This is a genomic window from Kitasatospora sp. MAP12-44, assembly GCF_029892095.1.
GTDB lineage: Bacteria > Actinomycetota > Actinomycetes > Streptomycetales > Streptomycetaceae > Kitasatospora.
In genome coordinates this window covers 8373852-8394630 of record NZ_JARZAE010000004.1, presented here as the reverse complement: position 1 = coordinate 8394630, position 20779 = coordinate 8373852, and the positions used below count along the sequence as shown (strand labels likewise).

At 72.3% G+C, this 20779-nt stretch carries 18 protein-coding genes and 2 pseudogenes; 7 read left to right on the top strand and 13 right to left on the bottom strand.

Annotation, left to right across the window (positions count from 1 at the left end; genetic code table 11):
• Window positions 1-95 precede the first annotated feature (95 nt).
• Complete coding sequence (locus P3T34_RS37715; RefSeq protein WP_280671033.1) at window positions 96-530, bottom strand: CBS domain-containing protein; 435 nt, start codon at window positions 528-530, stop codon at window positions 96-98.
• Window positions 531-736: 206 nt separating this feature from the next.
• On the opposite strand from P3T34_RS37715, the gene P3T34_RS37710 reads away from it, so the two are divergent.
• Entirely contained in the window at window positions 737-1507 is a 771-nt protein-coding gene (locus tag P3T34_RS37710) for a GNAT family N-acetyltransferase (RefSeq protein WP_280671031.1), read from the top strand.
• Window positions 1508-1538: 31 nt separating this feature from the next.
• Here the strand turns inward: P3T34_RS37710 and P3T34_RS37705 are convergent, their stop codons facing one another.
• Together P3T34_RS37705 and P3T34_RS37700 are read right to left on the bottom strand one after the other, a co-directional pair.
• A complete protein-coding gene (locus P3T34_RS37705; protein ID WP_280672639.1) occupies window positions 1539-2462 on the bottom strand; it encodes an SDR family oxidoreductase in 924 nt (307 codons plus the stop codon).
• A gap of 47 nt (window positions 2463-2509) precedes the next feature.
• Window positions 2510-3703 carry a transposase gene (locus tag P3T34_RS37700; protein WP_280671029.1) on the bottom strand — a complete coding sequence of 398 codons (1194 nt, stop codon included), beginning with the start codon at window positions 3701-3703 and terminating at the stop codon, window positions 2510-2512.
• 88 nt (window positions 3704-3791) lie between these two features.
• Here P3T34_RS37700 and tnpA point away from each other — a divergent pair.
• Both tnpA and P3T34_RS37690 read left to right on the top strand, forming a co-directional pair.
• Window positions 3792-4124: pseudogene (gene tnpA / locus P3T34_RS37695) on the top strand (IS200/IS605 family transposase); the annotation flags it as partial.
• Window positions 4108-4516: pseudogene (locus P3T34_RS37690) on the top strand (TetR family transcriptional regulator); the annotation flags it as partial. The pseudogenes tnpA and P3T34_RS37690, both read left to right, overlap by 17 nt.
• Before the next feature lie 39 nt (window positions 4517-4555).
• On the opposite strand, the gene P3T34_RS37685 reads toward P3T34_RS37690, so the two are convergent.
• The 3 genes from P3T34_RS37685 to P3T34_RS37675 form a co-directional block, all read right to left on the bottom strand.
• The gene (locus P3T34_RS37685) at window positions 4556-5488 is read right to left on the bottom strand and encodes an aminoglycoside phosphotransferase family protein (RefSeq protein WP_280671027.1); all 933 of its coding nucleotides are present in this window, start codon (window positions 5486-5488) and stop codon (window positions 4556-4558) included.
• Between the two features lie 53 nt (window positions 5489-5541).
• Window positions 5542-9054, bottom strand: coding sequence for an IucA/IucC family protein (locus P3T34_RS37680; protein WP_280671025.1), 3513 nt, complete (start codon window positions 9052-9054; stop codon window positions 5542-5544).
• 132 nt (window positions 9055-9186) lie between these two features.
• Window positions 9187-11151: an ABC transporter ATP-binding protein gene (locus P3T34_RS37675; protein ID WP_280671023.1), complete on the bottom strand. Its 1965-nt coding sequence runs from the start codon at window positions 11149-11151 to the stop codon at window positions 9187-9189.
• 325 nt (window positions 11152-11476) lie between these two features.
• Between P3T34_RS37675 and P3T34_RS37670 the strand changes: the two genes are divergently transcribed.
• Window positions 11477-12187 (top strand): hypothetical protein, encoded by a 711-nt coding sequence (locus P3T34_RS37670; RefSeq protein ID WP_280671021.1) that lies wholly within the window; start codon window positions 11477-11479, stop codon window positions 12185-12187.
• A gap of 23 nt (window positions 12188-12210) precedes the next feature.
• Here P3T34_RS37670 and P3T34_RS37665 read toward each other — a convergent pair whose 3' ends face one another.
• The 5 genes from P3T34_RS37665 to P3T34_RS37645 form a co-directional block, all read right to left on the bottom strand.
• A complete protein-coding gene (locus tag P3T34_RS37665) occupies window positions 12211-12906 on the bottom strand; it encodes a ribonuclease H (RefSeq protein ID WP_280671019.1) in 696 nt (231 codons plus the stop codon).
• A 54-nt stretch (window positions 12907-12960) separates the two neighbouring features.
• The gene (locus tag P3T34_RS37660) at window positions 12961-13740 is read right to left on the bottom strand and encodes an amino acid ABC transporter ATP-binding protein (protein WP_280671017.1); all 780 of its coding nucleotides are present in this window, start codon (window positions 13738-13740) and stop codon (window positions 12961-12963) included.
• Entirely contained in the window at window positions 13737-14684 is a 948-nt protein-coding gene (locus P3T34_RS37655; protein WP_280671015.1) for an amino acid ABC transporter permease, read from the bottom strand. Before P3T34_RS37655 ends, P3T34_RS37660 begins: the two co-directional genes overlap by 4 nt.
• Before the next feature lie 11 nt (window positions 14685-14695).
• Entirely contained in the window at window positions 14696-15574 is an 879-nt protein-coding gene (locus P3T34_RS37650; protein WP_280671013.1) for an ABC transporter substrate-binding protein, read from the bottom strand.
• Between the two features lie 222 nt (window positions 15575-15796).
• The gene (locus tag P3T34_RS37645) at window positions 15797-16648 is read right to left on the bottom strand and encodes an SAM hydroxide adenosyltransferase (protein ID WP_280671011.1); all 852 of its coding nucleotides are present in this window, start codon (window positions 16646-16648) and stop codon (window positions 15797-15799) included.
• 325 nt (window positions 16649-16973) lie between these two features.
• Here P3T34_RS37645 and P3T34_RS37640 point away from each other — a divergent pair, with 325 nt between their 5' ends.
• A complete protein-coding gene (locus P3T34_RS37640; RefSeq protein ID WP_280671009.1) occupies window positions 16974-18245 on the top strand; it encodes an MFS transporter in 1272 nt (423 codons plus the stop codon).
• Window positions 18246-18257: 12 nt separating this feature from the next.
• Here the strand turns inward: P3T34_RS37640 and P3T34_RS37635 are convergent, their stop codons facing one another.
• Window positions 18258-18494: an alpha/beta hydrolase gene (locus P3T34_RS37635; protein ID WP_280671007.1), complete on the bottom strand. Its 237-nt coding sequence runs from the start codon at window positions 18492-18494 to the stop codon at window positions 18258-18260.
• Between P3T34_RS37635 and P3T34_RS37630 the strand changes: the two genes are divergently transcribed.
• Together P3T34_RS37630 and P3T34_RS37625 are read left to right on the top strand one after the other, a co-directional pair.
• Entirely contained in the window at window positions 18403-18711 is a 309-nt protein-coding gene (locus P3T34_RS37630; protein WP_280671005.1) for a TetR family transcriptional regulator C-terminal domain-containing protein, read from the top strand. The two genes, P3T34_RS37635 and P3T34_RS37630, sit on opposite strands and share 92 nt — an antisense overlap.
• A 65-nt stretch (window positions 18712-18776) precedes the next feature.
• Entirely contained in the window at window positions 18777-19781 is a 1005-nt protein-coding gene (locus P3T34_RS37625) for a ribokinase (protein WP_280671003.1), read from the top strand.
• A gap of 19 nt (window positions 19782-19800) precedes the next feature.
• On the opposite strand, the gene P3T34_RS37620 is transcribed toward P3T34_RS37625, so the two are convergent.
• Window positions 19801-20454, bottom strand: coding sequence for an alpha/beta fold hydrolase (locus P3T34_RS37620; protein WP_280671002.1), 654 nt, complete (start codon window positions 20452-20454; stop codon window positions 19801-19803).
• Window positions 20455-20779 lie beyond the last annotated feature (325 nt).

Below are 20779 nucleotides of genomic sequence, written 5' to 3'. Positions count from 1 at the left end.
GAGGGAAGATCAGCTCCCCCCGACCCGCTGCGCCCAGACGGGTATGCGACAGGGCGCCGGAACGACTTTGTGCCGGCGCCCTGTCGCGGCCGACCTCAGCGGTTCACGTAGATGCTGTCCATGAACTCGAGGATCTGGCGGTCGGTCAGCCGGTTCCCCTCGCGGTGCCCGTGGGCGATGTCCGCCTCACTGATCATGCCGACGATCATCTCGTTGTCGATGACCGGGATCCGGCGGATCTGGTGCTGCTCCATCTTCTTCAGCACCATGTCGATGTCGTCGTCCGCGCGGACGCAGTGGAGGTGTCCGGAGAGCTCCATCGCCTTCATGGTCGCCGGGTCGCGGCCCTCCGCGATACATCGCGTCACGATGTCGCGGTCGGTGATGATGCCCTTGAGCTTCTTGTCCTCGCCGCAGATGGGCAGGGCGCCCACCCCCATGTCACGCATCATCCGGGACGCGTTCAGCAGGGTGTCGTTCGCATCGACACACTTGGCTCCACCGTGCATGATGTCACGCGCTGTGATCACAGCAGGTCCTCTCGGGTCGCACCGCCCGTCCGGCACCCGGATTGCCACCAGGGCCGTCAGGTACGGAATGTAGTGATGAGCTCACTTTAAGCAGCGCATCCCGAGTGCGCACGAGGAGACTGCCGGCACAGGGGGATGAAGGAGCGGAAGCCGACCGATCGCTGAGATCCTGATCCAAGCGGGCACCACCGGCAGGGAGCGCATTCATGAGCAGAGACATCCTGGCGACCCTCGACGCCGAGCGCAGGGCCATGGGCGAACCGGCCGGCCGCGGGGGCGTGGTCCGCGAGTACGCGGCCGACGGTTCGCAGTGCCGGATCGTGTTCTCGCGGCTCGCACCCGAGGAGGTCGACGAGGTCATCCGCGCGGAGCAGGCCCTGGCCCGCGACGGCGGCTACGCCTTGGAGTGGAAGGTCTACGGTCACGACACCCCCACCCCTCTGGCCGAACGGCTGCTCGCCGCGGGCTTCGAGGCGGACGATCCGGAACTGGTCCTCGTACTGCCGGTGACCCAGGCGACCATGGCGGCCTTCGGCGCCCCCGAGGCCGAGGTCGAGGCCGAGGTCCGACGCGTCCGCGACGAGGCGGGCCTGGTCGACTACGCGGAGATCGCCCGCGAGATCGGCCGCCGGAACCCGGACGAGGAGAAGCAGCAGCTGGCCGCGATCCTGCGAGCGGAACCGGAATCGATGAGCGTCCATGTCGCGTACGTCGACGGGGAGCCGGCGGCGTGCGGGCGCATCCACTTCCGGGCGGGCGGCGACTGCGCGGAGCTGGCCGGCGGCCGGACCAAGACCACCCACCGCAAGCGGGGACTGTTCACCGCCGTCGTCGCCGCCAGGCTGGCGGAGGCGTACGAGCGCGGCCGCACCCTGGTCTTCACCGACGCCCTGCCCACCTCGGAGCCCCTGCTGCGAAAGCGCGGCTTCCAGGTCGTCACGTCCACTCAGCCCTTCGTGTACGAGCCCGCCGCCTGAACTGTTCGCGGCCGGCCCTCCTCGCGGCTGCTCAGGCGGCCGGGGTGCGGAAGTAGTGGCCGCGGTCGAGGTCGTCCAGGAGCCCGGGCTGCGTCGGCTGCCAGCCCGTCAGCTCGCGGGTCAGCTCGCTCGACACCGGGCTGTCGGCCCCGATGAACCCGGCCAGCCAGCCGAAGTGGCCGCCCGCGTCCTCGGGAGCGACGGCGGCCACCGGGAGTCCGAGGTGGCGCCCGATCACCTCGGCGACGGCGCGGATCGGCACGCCCTGGTCCGCGACCGCGTGCAGCGTCGACCCCGCCGGGGCCTTCTCCAGCGCCAGCCGGAACAGGTGGGCGGCGTCGATGCGGTGCACGGCGGGCCAGTGGTTGGACCCGTCGCCGAGGTAGCCGGAGACGCCCTTGGCGCGGGCGATGGCGACCAGGGTGGCCAGGAAGCCGTGGTCCCCGTCGCCATGGACCGTCGGAGCCAGCCGCACCACGGACGAGCGGACGCCGCGCGACGCGAGGGCGACCGTCGCCTCGGCGTTGGCCATCCGGGTCTGCACGCCGCCGATCAGCGGCGTCGCGGCCGGGTCGTGACGGTGGCCGTCCCGCTCGGTCGCGAGCCGCCCCGGAGCGAGCCCGAGCACCCCTGCGGCGATGACGAACGGCCGGTCGGAACCCGCGAGTGCCTCGCCGAAGGTGTCGATGGCGCGCCGATCCGCGTCGGCGGCGCCCTGGAAGTCGCCCGAGAAGGCGATGTCGTGCTTGAACGCGAGGTGGAGCACGCCGTCCGACGCGGCGGCCGCGCTGCGCAGGGCGTCGAGATCGTCCAGGGTGCCGCGAAGCACCTCGACCCCGGCCGCGGAGAGGGCGGCGGCCGAGGCGTCCGAGCGGGCGAGCCCGACGACCTGATGGCCGGCGTCGATGAGTTCGGGAACGACGGCGGAGCCGATCCAGCCGGACGCGCCGGTGATGAGAACACGCGTGACTCCTCCCCGCCCTAAGGGGACGGGGCTTCCTGTTACGCCGGGTTGGCGTCGCAGTGGACCAGCCCGGCCCGTAGAACGTTGATGGCACCCACCGTGTCCGCGTGGTCCGTGTGGCCACACCGTACGCAGTGGAACTTTGCCTGAGTGGTTCGGTTCTCCCCGGAGACGTGGCCACACGCGGGTTGTGGGCACGTCCGGGAGGTGTTGCGGGGGTCCACCGCGATAATCGTCCGGCCGGCGCTTGCAGCCTTGCTGGTGAGGATCCCGAGGAACACCCCCCAACCCGCATCCGTGATCGACTTGTTCAGCCCGGCCTTCGAGGCGGCACCATTGGGCAGGAAGCCGCCCGGCCGCGCGGGGTCCGGCTTCGGCTTCGGCGCACGCACCATGTTGCTGATGCTCAGCTTCTCGTGCGCGATCAGATCGTGCCGGCGCACCAGGGTGAGGGCGGTCTTGTGCGCGTGGTCGAGCCGTTGGCGGCGGACCTTGCCGTGCAGGTCGGCGACCTTCTCGACGGCCCGGCGGTGCTTCTTGGAGCGCTTGTCCCGGCAAGCACGGGGGAAGGTGGCCAGGTGCCGCTGAGCCTGCGCGAGGGCCTCGGCGTTCTCCCGGCCGAAGCGCGGGTTGGAAACGAAGCCACCGTTGGAGTCGGCAAGGAAATTGGCGATGCCCAGGTCGATCCCGACCACCGAACCGGTGGGTTCCAACGGTTCGGGCTTGGACTGCTCGGCGGTCAGCACCACGCACCAGCGCTTGCCCTCGCGCTTCACCGAGACGGTCTTGACCCTGCCGACCACCTGACGGTGCTGGTTGACCTTGACGTGCCCGACACCTCGGAACCGGACCCTGCGAGGGTGACCGGGCATCGAGTCCCACCGGCAGCCGTCCCCGTCCCTGGGGAAGTCCACCGTGTCGAACCAGTTCACGCCCCGGAAGCGCGGGTATCCGGGTTTCTCGCCGGACTTGACCCGACGGAAGAACGCGGCGAACGCCTTGTCCAGACGCCGAAGCGTCGCCTGCTGGCTGGAGAACGACCACCGGCCCTGGCGCTGCGGGTCGAACGCCCGAATGTCTTTGAGCTGCGCCGACTGCTGGCCGTACTTGACCGTCGTCTTCGAGGCGTGACGGTAGGCGTCGCGCCGTTCCTCCAAGGCCCCGTTGTAGAGCGAGCAGTGGTCGACCAGCATCGCGGCGAGGGCCTGGACCTGACGGGCGGTGGGTCGCATGAGGAACTTGTACGCACGGATCTGCGTGTCCAACGGGTCCACCCCCTTCCTGATCGCAGGTCACCTTAACACCTGTCAAACTTGGCGCATGTCACCACGCTGGGAACCAGATCCTGATATCCGCCGGGGAAACCATGTCGTCTATCACCTGCACGCACACTTGGTGTTCGTCACCAAGTACCGGCGTGAGGTCTTCAACGACGAGATGCTGACGCGCTGCGAGGCGATCATGCGGGACGTATGCGAGAGCTTCGGTGCGGAGCTGCGGGAATTCAACGGCGAGGGCGATCACGTCCACCTGCTGGTGCACTACCCGCCGAAGGTCGCCCTGTCCAAACTGGTCAACAGTCTCAAGGGCGTCAGCTCCCGCTACCTGCGGGCCGAGTACACCGGACGGATCAACCGAGGTGCTGTTCGCGGGCGCCGGCACCCTGCAGGAGCTTTTCGCGGGTGCCGTCGCCGGCGCGCCTGCGGGCGCCTCGCCGATCGACGCGGTGGCGGCCGCGCTCGAGGCGGGTGCCGCACTGCTCGGGGAGCGTCGCGAGCACTCCCAGCAGCGCCAGGCCGTGATCACCGCGAACAGGGAGCTCCAGGAACGCGAACTGATCAAGCTCGCCTCACTCGCCTCGGCCATGGCCGACGCCTTGCGCGCGCGGCGTCGCCGATCCGGCCGCGAGTCTGGCCGCCGAGGCGGGGATCGCCGTCTTCAAGGTCGCGTTCGAACGCTGGATCAACCAGACCGGCCAGCAGGACTTCTCACACCTCGTCCGGGAATCGCTCGACGAGCTCAAAGCCGTCACCGCAGGCAGCTGAACCACCAGCGGACGGCCCCGGCCCGGCCGTATGGTGCTACTACGCACGGTCCGCGAGCAACTCCGCGAGGCAGTCCGCGAATCGGGTGATCAGGTCCAGGCGTGCGCCACCGCGGGCGATCCGGAATCCGTGCCGGCGGCCCCAGAACGCGGCCTGGACGGCATGGAACTGCGCCCACCGCTGGACGCGCGATCGATCGACCTCCGCGGCCTCGGCGAAGACGTCCAGGACGCGGTGGGCGGCGGCGCGCAGGTTGTCCGCTTCGAGGAGCGTCAGCGCGCGCGTCTTGAGCAGCGTGCCGCCGTCGTAAGCGGGGTCTCCCACGTATCCCTTGGGGTCGACGGCCAGCCAGGGCTCACGCTCGGCGCGCAGGATGTTCCTGGCGTGGAGGTCGCCGTGGATGAGGGTGTCCGGCTGGACGCGGCCCAGCTCGCGGGCGGTCGCCACCGCGGCGTCCACCACGTAACGCGGCATGGTGTGCGGCAGTTGCTCGGCGTCGCTGCGCAGTTGCCGCTCCCAGGAGTCGGCCTGCCGGCTCAACCGGGGCAGGCCCGGTGGCGCCGGGACAGCCAGCCGGCGGTTGATCCGCCCGGCGACCGCCACCACCTCGTCACCGTCCTCGACCTCCGCCAGGGTCGACGCCCTGACCCGCTCCAGGACCATCGCGAAACGCGCGTCGTCGCGCTCGTGCAGCAGGACGGCCCCGCGTCCGCCCCACGCCGCGAACGCGTCCGGCTCATGGATGTTGCCGGGGTGCGGAAACGACACCTTCAGCACCGCTGTCCCCTCGGCCCGCCGTCGCACCGGGACGATGACTCCGACGCCCCCGTGCATCACCTCGCCGTCCGGCACGCATCCCCAACGGTCCATCAGTTCCTCTACCAGCGTGGGCAGTTCGGTGAGCCAGGCCGCGCCCGGCTCACCTTCACGCTCGACGGTGCCCCGCGCGAACGCCTCCGGTACCTCGATCATTCGGGCACCATACGCTCCGCTGCGACGTCAGGGCCACGACTCACCGCCACGATTCACCGGCCGTACGTGCTGGGAGGTGGAGCGGATTGGGGAGGTGGACGAACACGTCCCCCTGCTTCGGGTGCAGTCGCATCCGCACGAACGCCTTCTCCGGCAGCGTCGGCCCCAGCAGCGCGGCGGTGTCCTGCTCGATCGCGTCGCGCAGCGCGTCCGTCGCTCCCGCGCCGACGTCGGCCTGGACGGCGCGGACCACCTCCCGTACGGTCCCCCACAGTTCGGGGGGCCGGCAGCCCGTAGTGGGCGCTGAGATGGTTCACCAGCACGCCCAGGTTGCCCTGGATCACCGCGTGGGAGATCTTGGCCCGCACCACGTCGAGGTCCGGTGAGACCGTCACCGAGCCCGGGTACGGCGTGAAGTCCACCCCGGCCGCGGCCAGTCGTCCCGGGTGCAGGCGCAATCCGGCGCTGTCGCGCAGCAGCAGACGCGCGGGGCGGCCGTCCGGGTCGACGGCGAGGATCGTGTTCTGCAGATGTGCCTCCAGGGCGATGCCACAGCGCGCGAGCAGCGGCAGGACCGCCGAGCACAGCAGCTCGGCATACTCCCGCAGGAACTCCCGGGCGGCGCTCGCCAGCGGGACCCCGGTCGACCTCGCGCTGCGGTCCACCAGCTCGGTCAGCAGGGTCCCGCCGGAGAACGGGGAGTGGGCCAGCAGCGCGCAGCCGCTGACCGCGCTCTCGCCGGGGTGCAGCTGGTCCGCCGGGTCGGGGCGGACCAGCGCGCACAGACCGCGCAGTCGCGCCGGGTCGCCGGACCCGGCCTCGGCCGGCGTGGTCTCCGGCGGGGCGAAGGCCACCCCGGCCAGCTCGGGGACGAAGACCGCCCGCCCGCGGAGCCGGGGCTCGGCCGCCAGCAGCCGGTCGATCACCCCCGCGATCTGCGGGCTGTTACGGGTGGTGGCGGGCGAGATCGTCCGCCGAAGACCGGTCAGCTGGATGTCCAGCGAGACCTTCACCGCGTACCTGCGCCCGTCCCGGCCCGGGTCGACCGTCACCAGGCTGCGGATCGACGCGGTGGGCCGGCAGGGCAGGACGGCCTCAGGCAACAGCACCAGCGCGCCCTCGGCCAACTCCGACGCGTAGAGGGCGGGGATCCGCTCCCGCGCCTGCCAGGGGTGGACGGGGACCAGTGCGTACTGCGCCGGGTCGACGCCGCGCGCCCGCAGCCCGCGCTCCGCCTGCGCGGCGATCTGCGGATACCCGGCCGCGAGCAGCTCGCCGACCGAGCCGCGCTCGCCGGGGCTCTCCAGCAGCAACTCCCGGCGGACGGCGGCCAACTGGACGCCGACCACGGCTCCGCTCTCCGGGGTGTAGGCGAGGACGTCGGCGGTGGAGAACCCCCGGCGGGTGCGCCGGCACGGGTGCAGCGGGTGGCCCTCCGCGTTCAGCGCCTCCAGCTGCAGGGCGACGGTGCTGGGCGCGCCGTGGAGGGAGCTCAGCAGGTCGGGTCCGCTCAGCCGCGCTGCCCTGCGGGCCACCAGGGCGCGGGCCAGCGCGCGGTTGGCCGCCGAGTCGGCGAGCTCGGTGCGGAACTCCTCGGCGGCCTCGCCGCCGGGCTGACTGGACGGGTCGAGGCTGGACTGGTCGAGGCTGGACTGGTCGAAGCTGGGCAGGTCGACGCCCTCCCGGAGCAGCGCCGCTCGCAGGTCGTGCCGGGTGTCGCGGCGGGCGGCGGGCAGCTGTCCGAGCCACTCCACGGCCAACTGCGGATCCAGCACGCGCAGTTGCTCCAACACCCCGTCCTCCAGGGCGTTCAGCGGCTCGCCCAGCGGGTTGGGGGCGTCCACGTGGATCGCCTCGGTGACCTTGCCGCCCAGCCGCATCCGGACCAGCGCCTTGAGCTGCCACCGGTCGGCGAGCAGCGCGCGGGCCTCGTCCACGGCCTCGGCCTCCGTCTGCGCCAACCGGCCGAGGGCGCCGACGACCGCCTCGCGCACCACCTCCCAGAGGCGCTCCTCCGCACAGCCGCCCGCCTGTGCCAAGGCCGGTACCAGCTCGGCCAGTTGGTTGCCGAAGAGCGGGAAGAACAGCTTCCGGCGCAGCTCCCCCGCGTCCCGGGCGTACAGAGCCGACCCCGGCAGCAGGGTGACGGTGTGTCCGCTGCGCGCCAGCCGGGCGGGCAGGATCCGCAGGCTGCCGAAGTCCCGGACGACAGCCCGGCAGGGCGAACCGCCGCGCAGCACCAGCACGGTGTTCTGCGCGTGCGCCTCCATCGCGACGCCGTACCTGACCAGCAGGGTCAGCAGCGGTTCCACCAGGGTGCCGAGGCAGCCCCGCAGCCAGTCCTGGGGTGTCAGGCCGGTCTCGACGAGCAGATCGTGGACGAGAGCGAGCCCGGTCAGCGGAGACCGTGCGAGCAGTGCGGCCATCGGCAGGGCGACCTCGTCCGGGGCCAGCGTCAGCTCGACGTCCTCGCGCAGCACCGCGCCCAGCGAGCGGCGGCGTGCCGCGTCCTGGCGGCGCGGCTGGAAGACCACCCCGGCGTACTCGCGCGCGACGCCGAGGCGGCGCACGGCCGCGTCCTGCTCGGCGATCGCGGCCAGCAGGATGCTGAGGCGGGGACCGTTGTGGGCCGCCTCCGGGGACACGCCCCGGACCGCGGTGGTGAGTTGGACCTCCAGCGCGGTCTTGACGTGCAGCCCCGGTACGCCCGGTTCCCGGGCTGCCAGGGTCCGGGTGGAGAGCAGCGGCATGGCCTGCACGGTGGCGGCGAGCGGCACCACCACTCCCGCCGCCAGGGCGTCCCCGTGCAGCTCGGGCAGGGCGTGCTCGAACTGGTGCGGGTGGACGGGGACGAGCACGAAGTCGCCCGGTGGGAGGCCCGCCGCCACCAGCTCCGCCCGGGCCTGGGCCACCGCGCCCGGGAACGCCTCGGCCAGCACCCGGTCCACCGCGGCCAGCCCGGCGGCCGGGTCCATCGGGTCGCCGTGCCCGGTTCCGTCCGCGCCGGAGGCCGCGTCCCGCCGGACGGCCACGAAGCGCAGCGGGAACACCGCCCCGAATTCGGGGGCGTAGCGCGTCAGCTCGGCTGCCGACATGCCGCGCCGGCTCCTGGCCGAGGGGTGTAACGGGTGGCCGTCCAGGGCCAGTTGCTCGAAGCCGACCAGCGGCGAGTGCGTGGCGAGGCGCTCCAGCAGCTCCGAGAAGGGCCGCTGCTCCTGCCACGGGCCGATCGCCCGCAGCTTCTCCGCCTGGCGCGCCGCCTCCTCCAGAGCCAGCGCATAACCCTCGACGCCGGCCGCGGTCTCGGCGCGGAGCAGCCCCCAGTCGCCCTCCGGGGGCAGCACTCCGCGGGCGAGCAGCCCGTCCAGCAGGTCGACCGGGTCCGGGCCCGGGCCGTCCACCCGGTGCTTGCCCGCCAGGTTCACCGTGCGCACGGGCACCCCCAGCGCCGCCGCCTCCACCAGGCCCTCCCGGACGAGCGCGGAGACCAGGCGGTCGAGGATGCTCGCGCGGGCGGCGAGGAGGGCTCCCGACTGATCGCCGGGCACCTGCGGCAGTTCACTCATGAGCTCTCTCTCCCGCTGTCGACGGCTGCGGTTGGAAGAGTGCCCATGGTGGCTCCGGCTAATCGGCCCGCCGAGCCGGAGGGGTGCGGGTGCGCAGGGGGGTGCGGGTGCCCGGCCGGTGAGGTCGCCCTGTCAGCCGGCGGTGCGCTGGCCGGGGACGGCGCGGTCGCGTTGGAGGTCCAGGAGTTCGCGGAACAGGCCGTGCTGCTGCTCGGCGAGCTCCGCCCAGGTGCCGGTCTGGACCACGCGGCCCCGGTCCATGACGATCACCCGGTCGGCGACGGCGGCGTTGGCGATGTTGTGGGTCACCAGCAGGGTGATCCGCTCCGGGGCGAGGCCGCGCAGGGCGTGCAGGATGCGGTGCTCGGCTCGGGGGTCGAGGTCGGAGGTCGGCTCGTCCAGGATCAGCAGCCCCGGGTTGAGGGCGGTGCGGTACAGGGCGCGGGCGACGGCGGCGCGCTGCCAGCCCCCGCCGGAGAGCTCCGCGCCACCGAGCCAGCCCTGCGCGAGGAGGGTGCGCCAGCCCGAGCGCAGCCGGTCCACGATCTCGTCGAAGCCGGTCTGCGCGGCGGCGCGGCGCACCTCGTCCATCAGGTCGTCGGTCAGGTGGCCCAGGTGGATGTTCTCGGCGGCGTTGAGCGGCCAGCGGGCGAACTCCTGCGGGACCCGGGCCACTCGGGTCCACATGCCGTCGGCGTCCAGCCGCTCGACCGGCACGCCGTCCCAGGTGATCTGCCCGGTCTGCGGGAGGTAGAGGCCGGCCAGGAGCTTGAGCAGGGTGGACTTGCCGCTGCCGTTCTGCCCGATGACGGCGACGACCTCCCCTCGGCGCAGCGTCATGTTCACGTCCTGGAGGGCGGGTTCCTGCTGGTCGCCTGGGTAGGTGTGGGCCAGGCCCGTCACCTCGACCACGGACGGGGAGGCGGGGGTGACGTCGCCGCGTCGGATGCGGTGGCCGCCGGCCTCGTCCAGGAAGGTGAAGAAGTCGTCCAGGTAGAGCCCCATCCGGTAGAGGCGGGCGCCGTTGCCGACCATGCCCTGCACACCGCCGGCGGCGGTACGCAGCGCGAAGGTGGCCCCACCGGCCGCCGCAAGGCCGATCCGGCCGGTGGCGATGAGGAACAGCAGGGTGCCCCAGATCAGCGCGCTGCCCGCGCCGGTGCCGACGGCCGCCCAGAGCGAGACCCTGGCGGCCTTGCGGGTGGCCTGGTCGGTGGCGGCGATGATGCGCTCCTCGGCCTGGCGGTACTTCTCCATCACGAACGGGCTGACCTGGTCGGAGCGGACCTGGTCGGCACGGCCCTTGTCGATCAGGAACCAGCGGTAGATCCTTAGCGCCTGGCGCTCCTCGTTGGTGGCGAGGGTGGACAGGTAGTGCAGGCGCGCGGTGCGCACCGCGGCGATACCGGTGGGCACCGAGCCCAGCAGCAGGAACGGCAGCAGCAGCGGGTCCAGGGTGGCCAGGATCCCGGCCGCCGCGATCAGGGAGACCGTGGCGGCGATCACGTCCTGCGCGTTGGAGAGCAGGTCGGGGGTGGTGGCCGCGCCCCGGTCGGCGGACTCCCACTGGTCGTTGTAGGCGGGTTCGTCGTACGCCTTCAGCTCGGCCTCGCAGCCGGCGGCGATCAGCGCCAGGTCGGCCTCGCGGTTGATCCGGGGCGAGACCCGGGTGGAGAGGCTGGTCACGCTGATCGCGAGGACGGCGCGCAGGCCGGCCGAGGCGGCGAGCAGCGTCAGGGACGGCGCGGCGTGCCGCAGGTGCTGGCCGACGGGCCCGGGGACGAGCAGCGCCCGAAGCGTGCCGGTGGTGGCGTACAGGGCGAGCGCGCCGAAGACACCCGAGAGCAGCTGGCACACCAGGAGCAGCGCGGTGGAGGCGGGATCGGCGGCCCAGGCGAGGGACAGCGCCCGGCGGACGAGCTGGGGCAGGCGGCGGAGCATCGCCGCGGTCGACATCGACGCGTTGGCCGCGGAGCGCCTGTCGCCGGGGAAGTGGGCCCGGAACTGCTCGCTGTGCTCCTTCCCCTCCGGGTCCGGGGGGACGGGCGGAGCGATGTCGGCGGGTCGCTGCTCCGACTTGAGAATGTACCTGGTCACGTTGCTCCCTGGGTTCGCCGGTTCTGTGCTGGCCGCGGGCAGCCCGGAGTGCGCGCCAACTCCGCATCGCGGTAGGCGTGTTCGGGTGGCAGGAGTACCGGTCGGTACGCTGCAGGACGGGGCGGGCTGCTGGTGCGGTCCCCGATCCTGGCAGCGGTCCGGCGCCCCTCTCGGCGTGTCCCCGCGGGTCTCACTCGATCCGGGCGAATCCGTGTCGGCGTCGGCGAGTTGGTGGCGGTCGACCGCCCGATCACTTCGCCGGCGCACCACCACGGCATGAAAACCATTCGACGGGACTGATCACCGCAGACCATGATGCGCAGTCGTGACGACGTCTAAGCAGTTCCTGGTCCAGGCCGCCGCCCGCAACAACGCCGAGTGGTGCTCGGCGATGAGCCGATCACACGGCCTGGCAGGTGAGTTCGGGGTGCAGGCCTGGGCGGCGCCGGCCCGGACGCCGCTGTACTACCCCGACGCGGTGACGCTGCTGCCGGGCGCCGACGCGGCGGCGCTTGCCGCCCGGATCGATACCGCAGCGCCCGGCGCCAGTGTCAAGGACAGCTTCGCGGACCTCGACCTGACGGGGGCCGGCTTCCACGTGCTGTTCGAAGCGCAGTGGATCCACCGCCCCGCGAGTGCGCCGGCCATCGCGTCGGAGCTCGCCTGGGACGTGGCGGGCGACGCGCAGACGCTGCGCGCGTGGGCGGTCGCCTGGGACGGCGGAGACGGCCAGGCGGACCTCTTCCGACCCGAACTCCTCGACGACCCGGCCACGTTCGTGCTCGCGGGGCGGGCCGCCGACGGCCGGGTGGTCGCCGGCGCGGTGGCGAGCCGCAGCGACCAGGTGGTCGGAGTCTCCAACGTCTTCGCGGCGGACGGCGGCGCCGACGCGGCTTGGCCGGTCGTCCTGGAGGCGGTGCACCGGCTGTTCCCCACCCTGCCCGTGGTCGGCTACGAGCACGGGCAGGACTTGGCGGCCGCCGTTCGGCACGGCTTCGAGGCGGTCGGTCCCTTGCGGGTCTGGCTGCGCGGCTAACGCGTACCGCGTACCTCAGTGGCTCAGCTGTGGGTGGCCGCGCACTGCGGATGGCCCCAGCTGCTGCCGACCTTGGTGATCGTCTCGCCCTTCGCGTACGGGCGGCCGCACGGGCAGGTGCCGGGGAAGCGCGCGGACAGCGTGCGCGAGCCGCCCGAGGAGGCGCGCTTCGCCGGGAGGCTCGCGGACGGGGTGGAGCCGCGGGCCGCTCGCGGTGCGGAGGCGGCGACCGGGTCCGGCACGGGCAGGTCGGCCGCCGTGCCGCCGGCGGCCTGCTGGGTGCGGGCCGCGTCGCTGGCGGCCTTGTCAGCGATCGCGTTCAGCGGATCGCCGTTCACCTGGTGGGCCGGGACATAGACGAAGGTCACGTCCCGGCCGGTCAGCAGCGCGTCGATCCGCTGGATCAGCTCGCGGTTGGCCACCGGCTTGCCGGCGGCGGTCTTCCACCCGTTGCGCTTCCACGCCGCCAGCCACTTCGTCGCCGCGTCGCGGGTGTACGTGCTGTCCAGGCGGACCTCCAGCGCGACGGCGGGGTCCGTCACGGTCAGCAGCTGCTCCAGCGCGGTGAGTTCACCGATGTTGTTGGTGCTGTGCCCCAGCGGGCCGGCCTGCCAGCGCTGCGGGACGCCCGCGCTGTCCGCGATCACGAAAGCCCAGGCCGCCGGGCCGGGATTGCCTTTTGCTGCTCCGTCGCACGCCGCGATGACTCGTTCGATCATGCCCTCGATGATGCCAGGTCGCGGCGGGCACGGATTTCTCCCCCCTCCAGGCGGCTAACGCTCCAGCACCCGGGAGAGGAAGCGCCGGGTCGAGTCGTGGCGCGGATCGGTGAGCACCTGCTCCGCGCTGCCCCGCTCGCGGATCACGCCGTCCTCCAGGAAGCAGACCTGGTCGGCGGCGTGCCGGGCGAAGCCGATCTCGTGGGTGGCCATCAGGATGGTCAGGCCGCGCTGCTTGAGGTCGGCGACCACATCCAGTACCTCGCCCACCAGTTCGGGGTCGAGCGCCGAGGTGATCTCGTCGAAGAGCAGCAGCTCCGGCTCGGTGGCCAGGGCGCGGGCGATCGCGGCCCGCTGCTGCTGGCCGCCGGAGAGGCGGTCCGGGTAGTCCTGCGCCTTGTCCGCCAGCCCGAGCCTGGCCAGCAGCTCCCGGGCCGACTCCTCCGCCTGCTTGCGCGGGACCTTGTGCACCTGCCGCGGCGCCAGCGTGATGTTGTCCAGCACGCTCAGGTGCGGGAACAGGTTGTAGGCCTGGAAGACGATGCCGATCCGGCGGCGGGCGACGTTGGCGTCCAGGCGCGGGTCGGTCAGCTCGGTGTCGCCCAGGTGGACGGTGCCGTCGTCGACGACGTCCAGCAGGTCCACGCAGCGCAGCAGGGTCGACTTGCCCGAGCCGGAACCACCGATCAGGCAGACGACCTGGTGCTCGGCGACGTCCAGATCGATCGAGCGCAGCACCACGCGCGACCCGTACTGCTTGCGCAGGCCGCGAATCCGCAGCAGCGGGTCGCCGCTCCCGGTCGGTCCCCCATGCTCGCTCAGCTGCTCGCTCACTGTCCGGCCTCCGCCCAGGTACGCAGCGCCGATCGCCGCTGCAGTCGGTCGGCATACCTGGTCAGCGGGATGGTCACCGCGATGAACAGGAGCGCCGCCCCCAGGTAGGGGGTGTAGTTGAAGGCGTAGTCCGCCTTGATCTGCGCGACTCTCAGCGCCTCCAGCGGCCCCAGGACGGCGACCAGCGCGGTGTCCTTCTGCAGGGCGATGAAGTCGTTGAGCAGCGGCGGCAGCACATTGCGCACCGCCTGGGGCAGCACCACGCGCCGCAGCGTCTGCGTCTCACTGAGCCCGAGCGCCCGTGCGGCGTTGCGCTGCGCGGGGTGCACCGAGTTCAGTCCGGCCCGGAACACCTCGCCCACGTAGGCGGCGTAGGAGAGCACCAGGGCGATCACCCCGAGCACCCAGGGCTGGGAGGGGGTGCCCTGCAGCTGGAGCGCCGGCAGCCCAAAGCCGACCAGGAAGACCAGCAGGAGCGTCGGCACCCCGCGGAACACGTCCACGTAGAGGGTCGCGGCCAGCCGCAGCGGCTGCAGGCCGGGCGCCCGGGTCACCCGCACCAGCGCGATCAGCAGGCCCAGGGCCAGGATCAGCACCTCGGCCACCAGGAACATCTGAATGTTGAGCCAGAAGCCGTCCAGGATCGCCGGGAGCGTCTTGCGGAACTCCGCGCCGTTCAGGAAGAGGCTGTGCACCCGGTCCCAGCCCGGTGAGGCGACCGCGGCCGCCCCCACCGCGAGCAGGCCGGCCAGCGTGCACAGCGCGGCGATCACGCTGTTGCGCCGCTTGCGGGCGCGGCGGAACCGCTCCCGCTCCTGCTGCCGGGCGCTGGGCCGGTAGTCGGCGTCCGCCCGCTCGTCGCGCTCGTGGTCCTGCTTGTCGGCCCGGTCGTTGGCCTGCTGGTTGGCCTGCTGGTTCAGCTCGGCCGTGGTCTCGTGTTCCACTGGTCGACCCGCTACGGCTTGAGCTCGGGGGCGTTGGCGGAGGACGCCAGCCACTGGGAGGTGAGCCGGTCGAGCGTGCCGTCCGCCTTGAGCCCCGCGAGCGCCTGGTCCACACACGCGGTCAGCCCGCTGCCCTTGCCCAGCAGCAGGCCGAACTGCTCCGGCGTGCCGCCGGCGTAGCCGAACTGGCCGAGGATCTTGCCGCCCTGCAGCTCCGATCCTGCCAGGTAGAACACCGTGGGCAGGTCCGTGACGACCGCGTCGATCTGGCCGTTCTGCAGCGCGTTGACCTCGTCGTTGGTGGTGTTGAAGACGCTCGGCTGCTGCGTGGGCTTGATCTCGTCGATCACCGCCTGGTAGCTGGTGGTGGCCACCTGCACGCCGATCTTGGCGTCCTTGAGCGCGGACAGCGAGGTCGCGCCCGCGTACTTGGACTTGCCGAGCACCAGGACGGCCTGACTGGCCGTGTAGTAACTGGTGGAGAAGTCCACCGCCTTCGCTCGCTCCGGGGTGTTGGAGATCTCGTTGATGTCGAAGTCGAAGGTCTTCGCGCCGGGGGCATAGGAATTGTCGAACGGTTCGACCACCCACTTCACCTGGCTCTGGCTGAATCCGAGCTTGCCGGCCACCGCATAGGCGACGGCGCTTTCGAAGCCCTTGCCGTCCGCCGGGGTGTTGTTGTCGAACCAGGGCGCATAGGCCGGGGAATCGGTCGCGACGGTCAACTGCCCCTGCTTGTACAGGTTCGGACTGTTGATCGAGCAGGCTGCGCTGCCGGCGCCGCTCGCGGCCGAGGTCGCCGACTTCTGGGGCTGCGGAGCGCAGGCGGCGGCCGTCAGCACGACAACGGCCCCCAGCGAGGCGGCAACGACTGTGCGGGCACGGGACATGGTGGTTCCTTTGGCAGAGATGTCCGGGACGGAAAGTACACGGACGGTACGAGAGGAGGGGCCGGCTGTTCGCTCAGCGACACAGGTCGGCGGCGCAGCGCACGAGATCAACGTGGCGGCGGCGTACCAGCGCAATGGTTCCGGACATACGTTTCAGCATTCCGGGCTACGCAGTGCGGTGTCAATGCGGCGGTCGTCGTTCGACAGCGCCGGGACGAGCTGTCAGCTGGTGAGTTGGAGCACCTGGTCGCCTTCGCGCAAGCCGAACAGTTCGGCTGCGGAGCCACCGCGCACCACCAGTTCGGCGAATCCGAGGCCCGAACTCCCGGTCGTGATAGCCGGTTCGCCGTACGGCACGTCGGGCAGCCGGTCGTAGCAGCGCACTTGGACGCTACCGCCGTCGCGTGCGCTGCGGACGGGCAGGCCGCGGGCCTCCCGGTAGCCGGGGATGGCGGCAGCGGGCCGATCCAGCTTGCAGTTGCCGAAGTTGTCCACCACGGCCACCCGTACTTCCCCGTCCACTGCGGCGTTCTGACATGGCGTCAGCACCTGGTGCGGCCGCGCGGGGACCGGGCGGCCGTCCACCAGCCAGCGGGCCAGCAGCGGCACATACCAGAGGCTGCGGAACTGGGTCCGGGTGATCTCCTCGACCTCGGCCGGCGCCAGCTCGGCCCACTGCGCGGCGGCGGCCTCCAGTACCTCGCGCACATCGGTGACCTGGACCTCCGTCAGTCCCAGGTAGGTCGAAAGCGGCTCCAGCACACGGGGGTTGAGGGTGCTGATGACCAGGTTCTCCCGGTGCCGGAAGTAGCAGAACGGTGCTCCGTTGGGCCAGTGGCCGTCCCGCGGCGCGATGTTGACCAGGACGACGGTCGGGTGCGTCGGGCCGCCGACGATCTCGGTGGAGCGGAGCAGATCGAGCAACGTGAGCGCGGCGACGCCCTCCGGGTCCGGCCCGCCCAGCGGCAGGACGGTCGGCGTGGCGCCGAAGAGCGCGGCGATCCGGGCGGACTGCCGGGCCAGCGCGTTGGGGTCGGCGCAGTCGGTGAGGGAGATAACCGGCGGATGGGCCATGGCGGGGTCTTCCTTTGGGTTTGGGCAACAAAAAACGGACCCTCCGTTTCCGGAGGGTCCGTCGCGGTGATCGCGCACACGGCTTCGCTAGCGAAGCGCCTCCGGAGTTCGGGGCATCATTCGCATCATGGCGAGCGTGGCGGTGTGCTGCATGCAGCGGACGATAGCACCACGCACGACCGCCCGCTCCGGCCTGACCAGCATGTGGACCAGCCGGGCGATCGCGGCGTCGCGAGAGCGGCGGCGGGGCAGCAGGGGCGGCGCCAACTTTCGCCTCCCACCGAAACGTTGGTATCCGACCCGACGGCCCTGAAGACTGCGGCCCGTGCGCTCCTCCCTTCTGCGACAGGCAGACTTCCGCTGGTTCTTCACCGGGCAACTGGTATCCCTCCTGGGCACGTCGATGGCCCCGGTCGCGCTGGCGTTCGCGGTTCTCAGCGCCTCCGGCCGCACCGGCGACCTCGGCATCGTCCTCACGGCCCATATGGTGCCGATGCTGGCCTTCCTCCTGCTGGGCGGCGCCACGGCCGACCGGTTCTCGCGAAGAACCGTGCTGGTGGCAGCCAACCTGGGCTCGGCGCTGACCCAGGGCGGCGTTGCCTGCCTCCTCCTGACCGGCCACTACTCGCTCCTCCTGGTGGCCCTCCTGGAGTTCCTCAACGGCGTCCTCGCCGCGTTCACCACACCAGCCCTGCGCGGTGTGGTCCCCGAGCTCGTCGGCAAGGACCGACTCCGGCAGGCCAACGCGCTGCTGGGGTCGATGCGCAACGCCACGAAGATCCTCGGACCGAGCGTGTCGGGAGTCCTCGTGGTGGCCGTCGGCAGCGGCCCAGCCATCGCCTTCGACGCCGTCAGCTATCTCCTGGCCGCCGGGTGCCTCACCCGGCTGTCCCTCGGCACCGCCCCGGCCGCCCCCCGCTCGACCACCGTGCCGGCCGACATCCGCGACGGGTGGACGGAGTTCCGCCGCATCCGCTGGGTGTGGCTGGTGAGCCTGTCCTTCTGCCTGATGAACCTGGTGCAGACCGGCACCTGGCAGATCCTGGGCCCCCAGCTCACCCGGCAGACCAGTGGCGAGGCGACCTGGGGGTTCGTACTCAGCGCCCGCGGCCTCGGCATGCTGGTGATGAGCGCGCTGATGTACCGCCTGGTGGTCAGGCACCTGCTACGGCTGGGGCAGCTGATGAGCGCGCTCATTGCCCTTCCCCTGCTCGCACTCGGCGCGCACCTGCACACTCCCTGGCTGATCGCCGCCGCCTTCGTCGCCGGGTTGGGCTCCTCCGTCGCCGCCATCAGCTGGGACACCTCGCTGCAGGAGCACGTTCCCGCGCACGCGTTGTCGCGCGTCTCGTCCTATGACGACCTGCTGTCGTATCTGGCGATCCCGATCGGCCAGCTCAGCGTGGGTCCGCTGGCCCAGGCCTTCGGCGGGTTCCGGGTGATCACCGTCACCGGCGTCGTCTACGCCCTCGCGGCCGTGGCCCCGCTGGCCTCCACCGCCGTCCGCCGGCTGCCGCACGCGCGCAGCGACAGCGCGGAATCCGCCCCCGCGCACCCGGCGCCGCCGCCACCGCAGACCCCGCAACCGGCCGGCTGATTCGAGCCGGCGCTACCGCGTGACGGCGTCGAGGATACGGTCGGCCACCAGCTCCGGCTTGTCGGTCGGCAGCGCGTGGCCGGCGCCGGGCACGATCTCCACCCGGGCCGAGGGTACGAGCCTGCCGATGCGGTCGGCGACCTCGCGCGAGTCGTGCATGGCGCTGCGCGCCCCGAGCAGGAACAGCGCGGGGACCCGCAGAAGCAACGGAACGGCCCAGCCCGACCTCCTCGAAGGCTTCCTCGCCAAACAGCTCCGCGCCGCCCAGCAGACCGGGGAGATCGAGGCCGGCAGGAACCCCGAGATGACGGCCGCCGGGATGCTGGCTCTGGTCAACGGCCTGGGCTCGAGCGTGCTCGGCGGCCAACGCACCGGGGAAGCCGCGCTGGCGATCCTCACCCATCACCTGGACGAGCTGTTCCGACCCGCTTCTGCCGGCCTCGATGACCGTCCACCGCTACCCTGATCGCCAGCTGGTGCCGTCGGCCTCAGCGGACCAGATCGGCACCACGAGCCACGGAGTGCGGAGCCATGACGGAACGACTGGTGGTCGTAGGCAGCCTCAATATGGATCTGTCGGTCACCGTCCCGCGGCTGCCCGAGCCGGGCGAGACCGTCCCCGGCGCGGACGCGGTACGCGGCGCCGGGGGCAAGGGCGCCAACCAGGCCGTCGCCGCCGCACGGCTGGGCGCCCGGGTGAGCCTGGTGGGCCTGCTGGGTGACGACGCGTTCGGCGGCGAACTGCGCGCCGGGCTGGCCGCCGAGGGCGTCGACGACCGCGCCGTCCGCACCCTGCCGGGCACGGCGACCGGACTGGCCCTGATCGTGGTCCAGCAGGACGGCGAGAACACCATCACGCTCTCCCCCGGCGCCAACCGCCGGCTCGACCCTCCGACGCTGGAAGCCCTGCTGGACGACGTGCTGACGGACGACCCGCTGACGAAGCCGGCCGCCGCCGTCCTGCTGCAGCTGGAGGTGCCGCAGCCCAGCGTGCTGGCCGCCGCCCGCCGCGCCCGGGCCGCCGGAGCGCTGACCGTGCTCAACGCCGCGCCGCGCCCCGATCCAGGCCCTCAACTCGCCGAGCTGCTGGGGCTGGTGGACGTCCTGGTGGTCAACGAGACCGAGGCGGCCGGCCTGCTGGGCCTGACCGCCGAGACCGGAACCCGCCAGGAGTGGGCCGAGCGCGCGCAGTTGCTGCGCGCCCAGGGCCCGGCCACCGCGGTGGTCACCCTGGGGGCGGCCGGCGCGGTCGCCGCCGGGCCGACCGGGCGGCACAGCGCCGCCGCATTCCCGGTACGGGCCGTCGACACGGTCGGCGCGGGCGACGCCTTCTGCGCCCAACTGACCGTCGCGCTCAGCGCCGGCCGCGCCCTGCCCGAGGCGCTGCGCCGAGCCTGCGCCGCGGGCGCGCTCGCCGCGACCCGAACGGGGGCACAGCGCTCACTGCCCACCCTGGCCGAGGTCGACGCCCTGCTCAACGCCCCGCCCCTGCTCAACTCCCCGCCCCGGCCCACGGAGCAGCCGAAGGCGCGATGAGGGCCGGGCGCTCCTCCGGTCAGCCGCCCACGAGGAGGTCGGCCAGGTGGGCGCACTTCTGTGGGTGGGCCTGGAAGTAGCGTCCGAGGTGGTGGGTGGCGTCGGAGAACTCCAGGTGGGTGAAGTCGGCGCGGCTGGAGAGGGCTTGGACGAGGGCCCGGTTCACCGCAGGGGGTATCACGTGGTCCTCGGCGGGCACCGCGAGGACGGCCCGCCCGGTGAAGTCCGCGTACGTCTCCAGGGCCGCCGAGTCGCGCCAGGCCTCCCGAGTGCGGATGACCTCGGTGAAGCCCGCGTCGAACGGGAGGCTCCAGGCGCGGCGCGGGTAGACGGCCGGGGCCAGCAGCGCGACGGCCGGCACTCGGCTGCCGTAGTGGCAGAGCAGATCGGCGACGGTCTGCCCGCTCATGCTGGCGCCGACCAGGAGCAGCTGATCGCCGGCGGGTACGAGCTCGTCGATGACCGCCCGCGCCTGCTGGAAGCGGCGCTCGAGGCTCAGCTTCTGCAGGAGACCCGTGCTGGCACCGTGGCCCGAGAAGTCGGGGCTGACCGACTGGCAGCCCCGTTCGGCCAGCAGGCGCGCCAGCTGCTGATGCACGTACTGGTCGGCGGTGCCCGCGCCGTGCAGAACGACCGCGCTGAGGCCGGCCCTTGCCCCGACGGGCTGAGTCACTCCGCAGGCGAGTTTCTCGCCTCCCACCGCCACCGCGTGCTGAATCGTGTCGACCTGATGCGTCCCCACTGAACCCATAACCTCTTCCTGCGAACGAAGTACTGCACTGCGGGGCAGCTGCCGGTCCCGGGAAGGGCGGCAGGTCGGACGGTACGAGAACGCCGAGCCGGCCCCCGTGGCGGTACTTCGGGGCCGGCATATCGCCTGGTGGTTGAGCCGTGCGGACATCGGTCGGCCGAACGTCAGTCGGCCGAACGTCAGCTGGGTGAACGTCAGCTGGGTGAACGCCAGTTGGCTGGACGCGGGCTGGCCGGCTGCCGTTCGT

Coding starts and splice junctions, on each gene's coding strand:
- P3T34_RS37710 (WP_280671031.1), top strand. CDS start 737: ATGAGCAGAGACATCCTGGCGACCCTCGACGCCGAGCGCAGGGCCATG.
- P3T34_RS37665 (WP_280671019.1), bottom strand. CDS start 12,906: ATGATCGAACGAGTCATCGCGGCGTGCGACGGAGCAGCAAAAGGCAAT.
- P3T34_RS37650 (WP_280671013.1), bottom strand. CDS start 15,574: ATGTCCCGTGCCCGCACAGTCGTTGCCGCCTCGCTGGGGGCCGTTGTC.
- P3T34_RS37700 (WP_280671029.1), bottom strand. CDS start 3,703: ATGCGACCCACCGCCCGTCAGGTCCAGGCCCTCGCCGCGATGCTGGTC.
- P3T34_RS37645 (WP_280671011.1), bottom strand. CDS start 16,648: ATGGCCCATCCGCCGGTTATCTCCCTCACCGACTGCGCCGACCCCAAC.
- P3T34_RS37625 (WP_280671003.1), top strand. CDS start 18,777: ATGACGGAACGACTGGTGGTCGTAGGCAGCCTCAATATGGATCTGTCG.
- P3T34_RS37685 (WP_280671027.1), bottom strand. CDS start 5,488: ATGATCGAGGTACCGGAGGCGTTCGCGCGGGGCACCGTCGAGCGTGAA.
- P3T34_RS37630 (WP_280671005.1), top strand. CDS start 18,403: ATGGCGCTGCGCGCCCCGAGCAGGAACAGCGCGGGGACCCGCAGAAGC.
- P3T34_RS37680 (WP_280671025.1), bottom strand. CDS start 9,054: ATGAGTGAACTGCCGCAGGTGCCCGGCGATCAGTCGGGAGCCCTCCTC.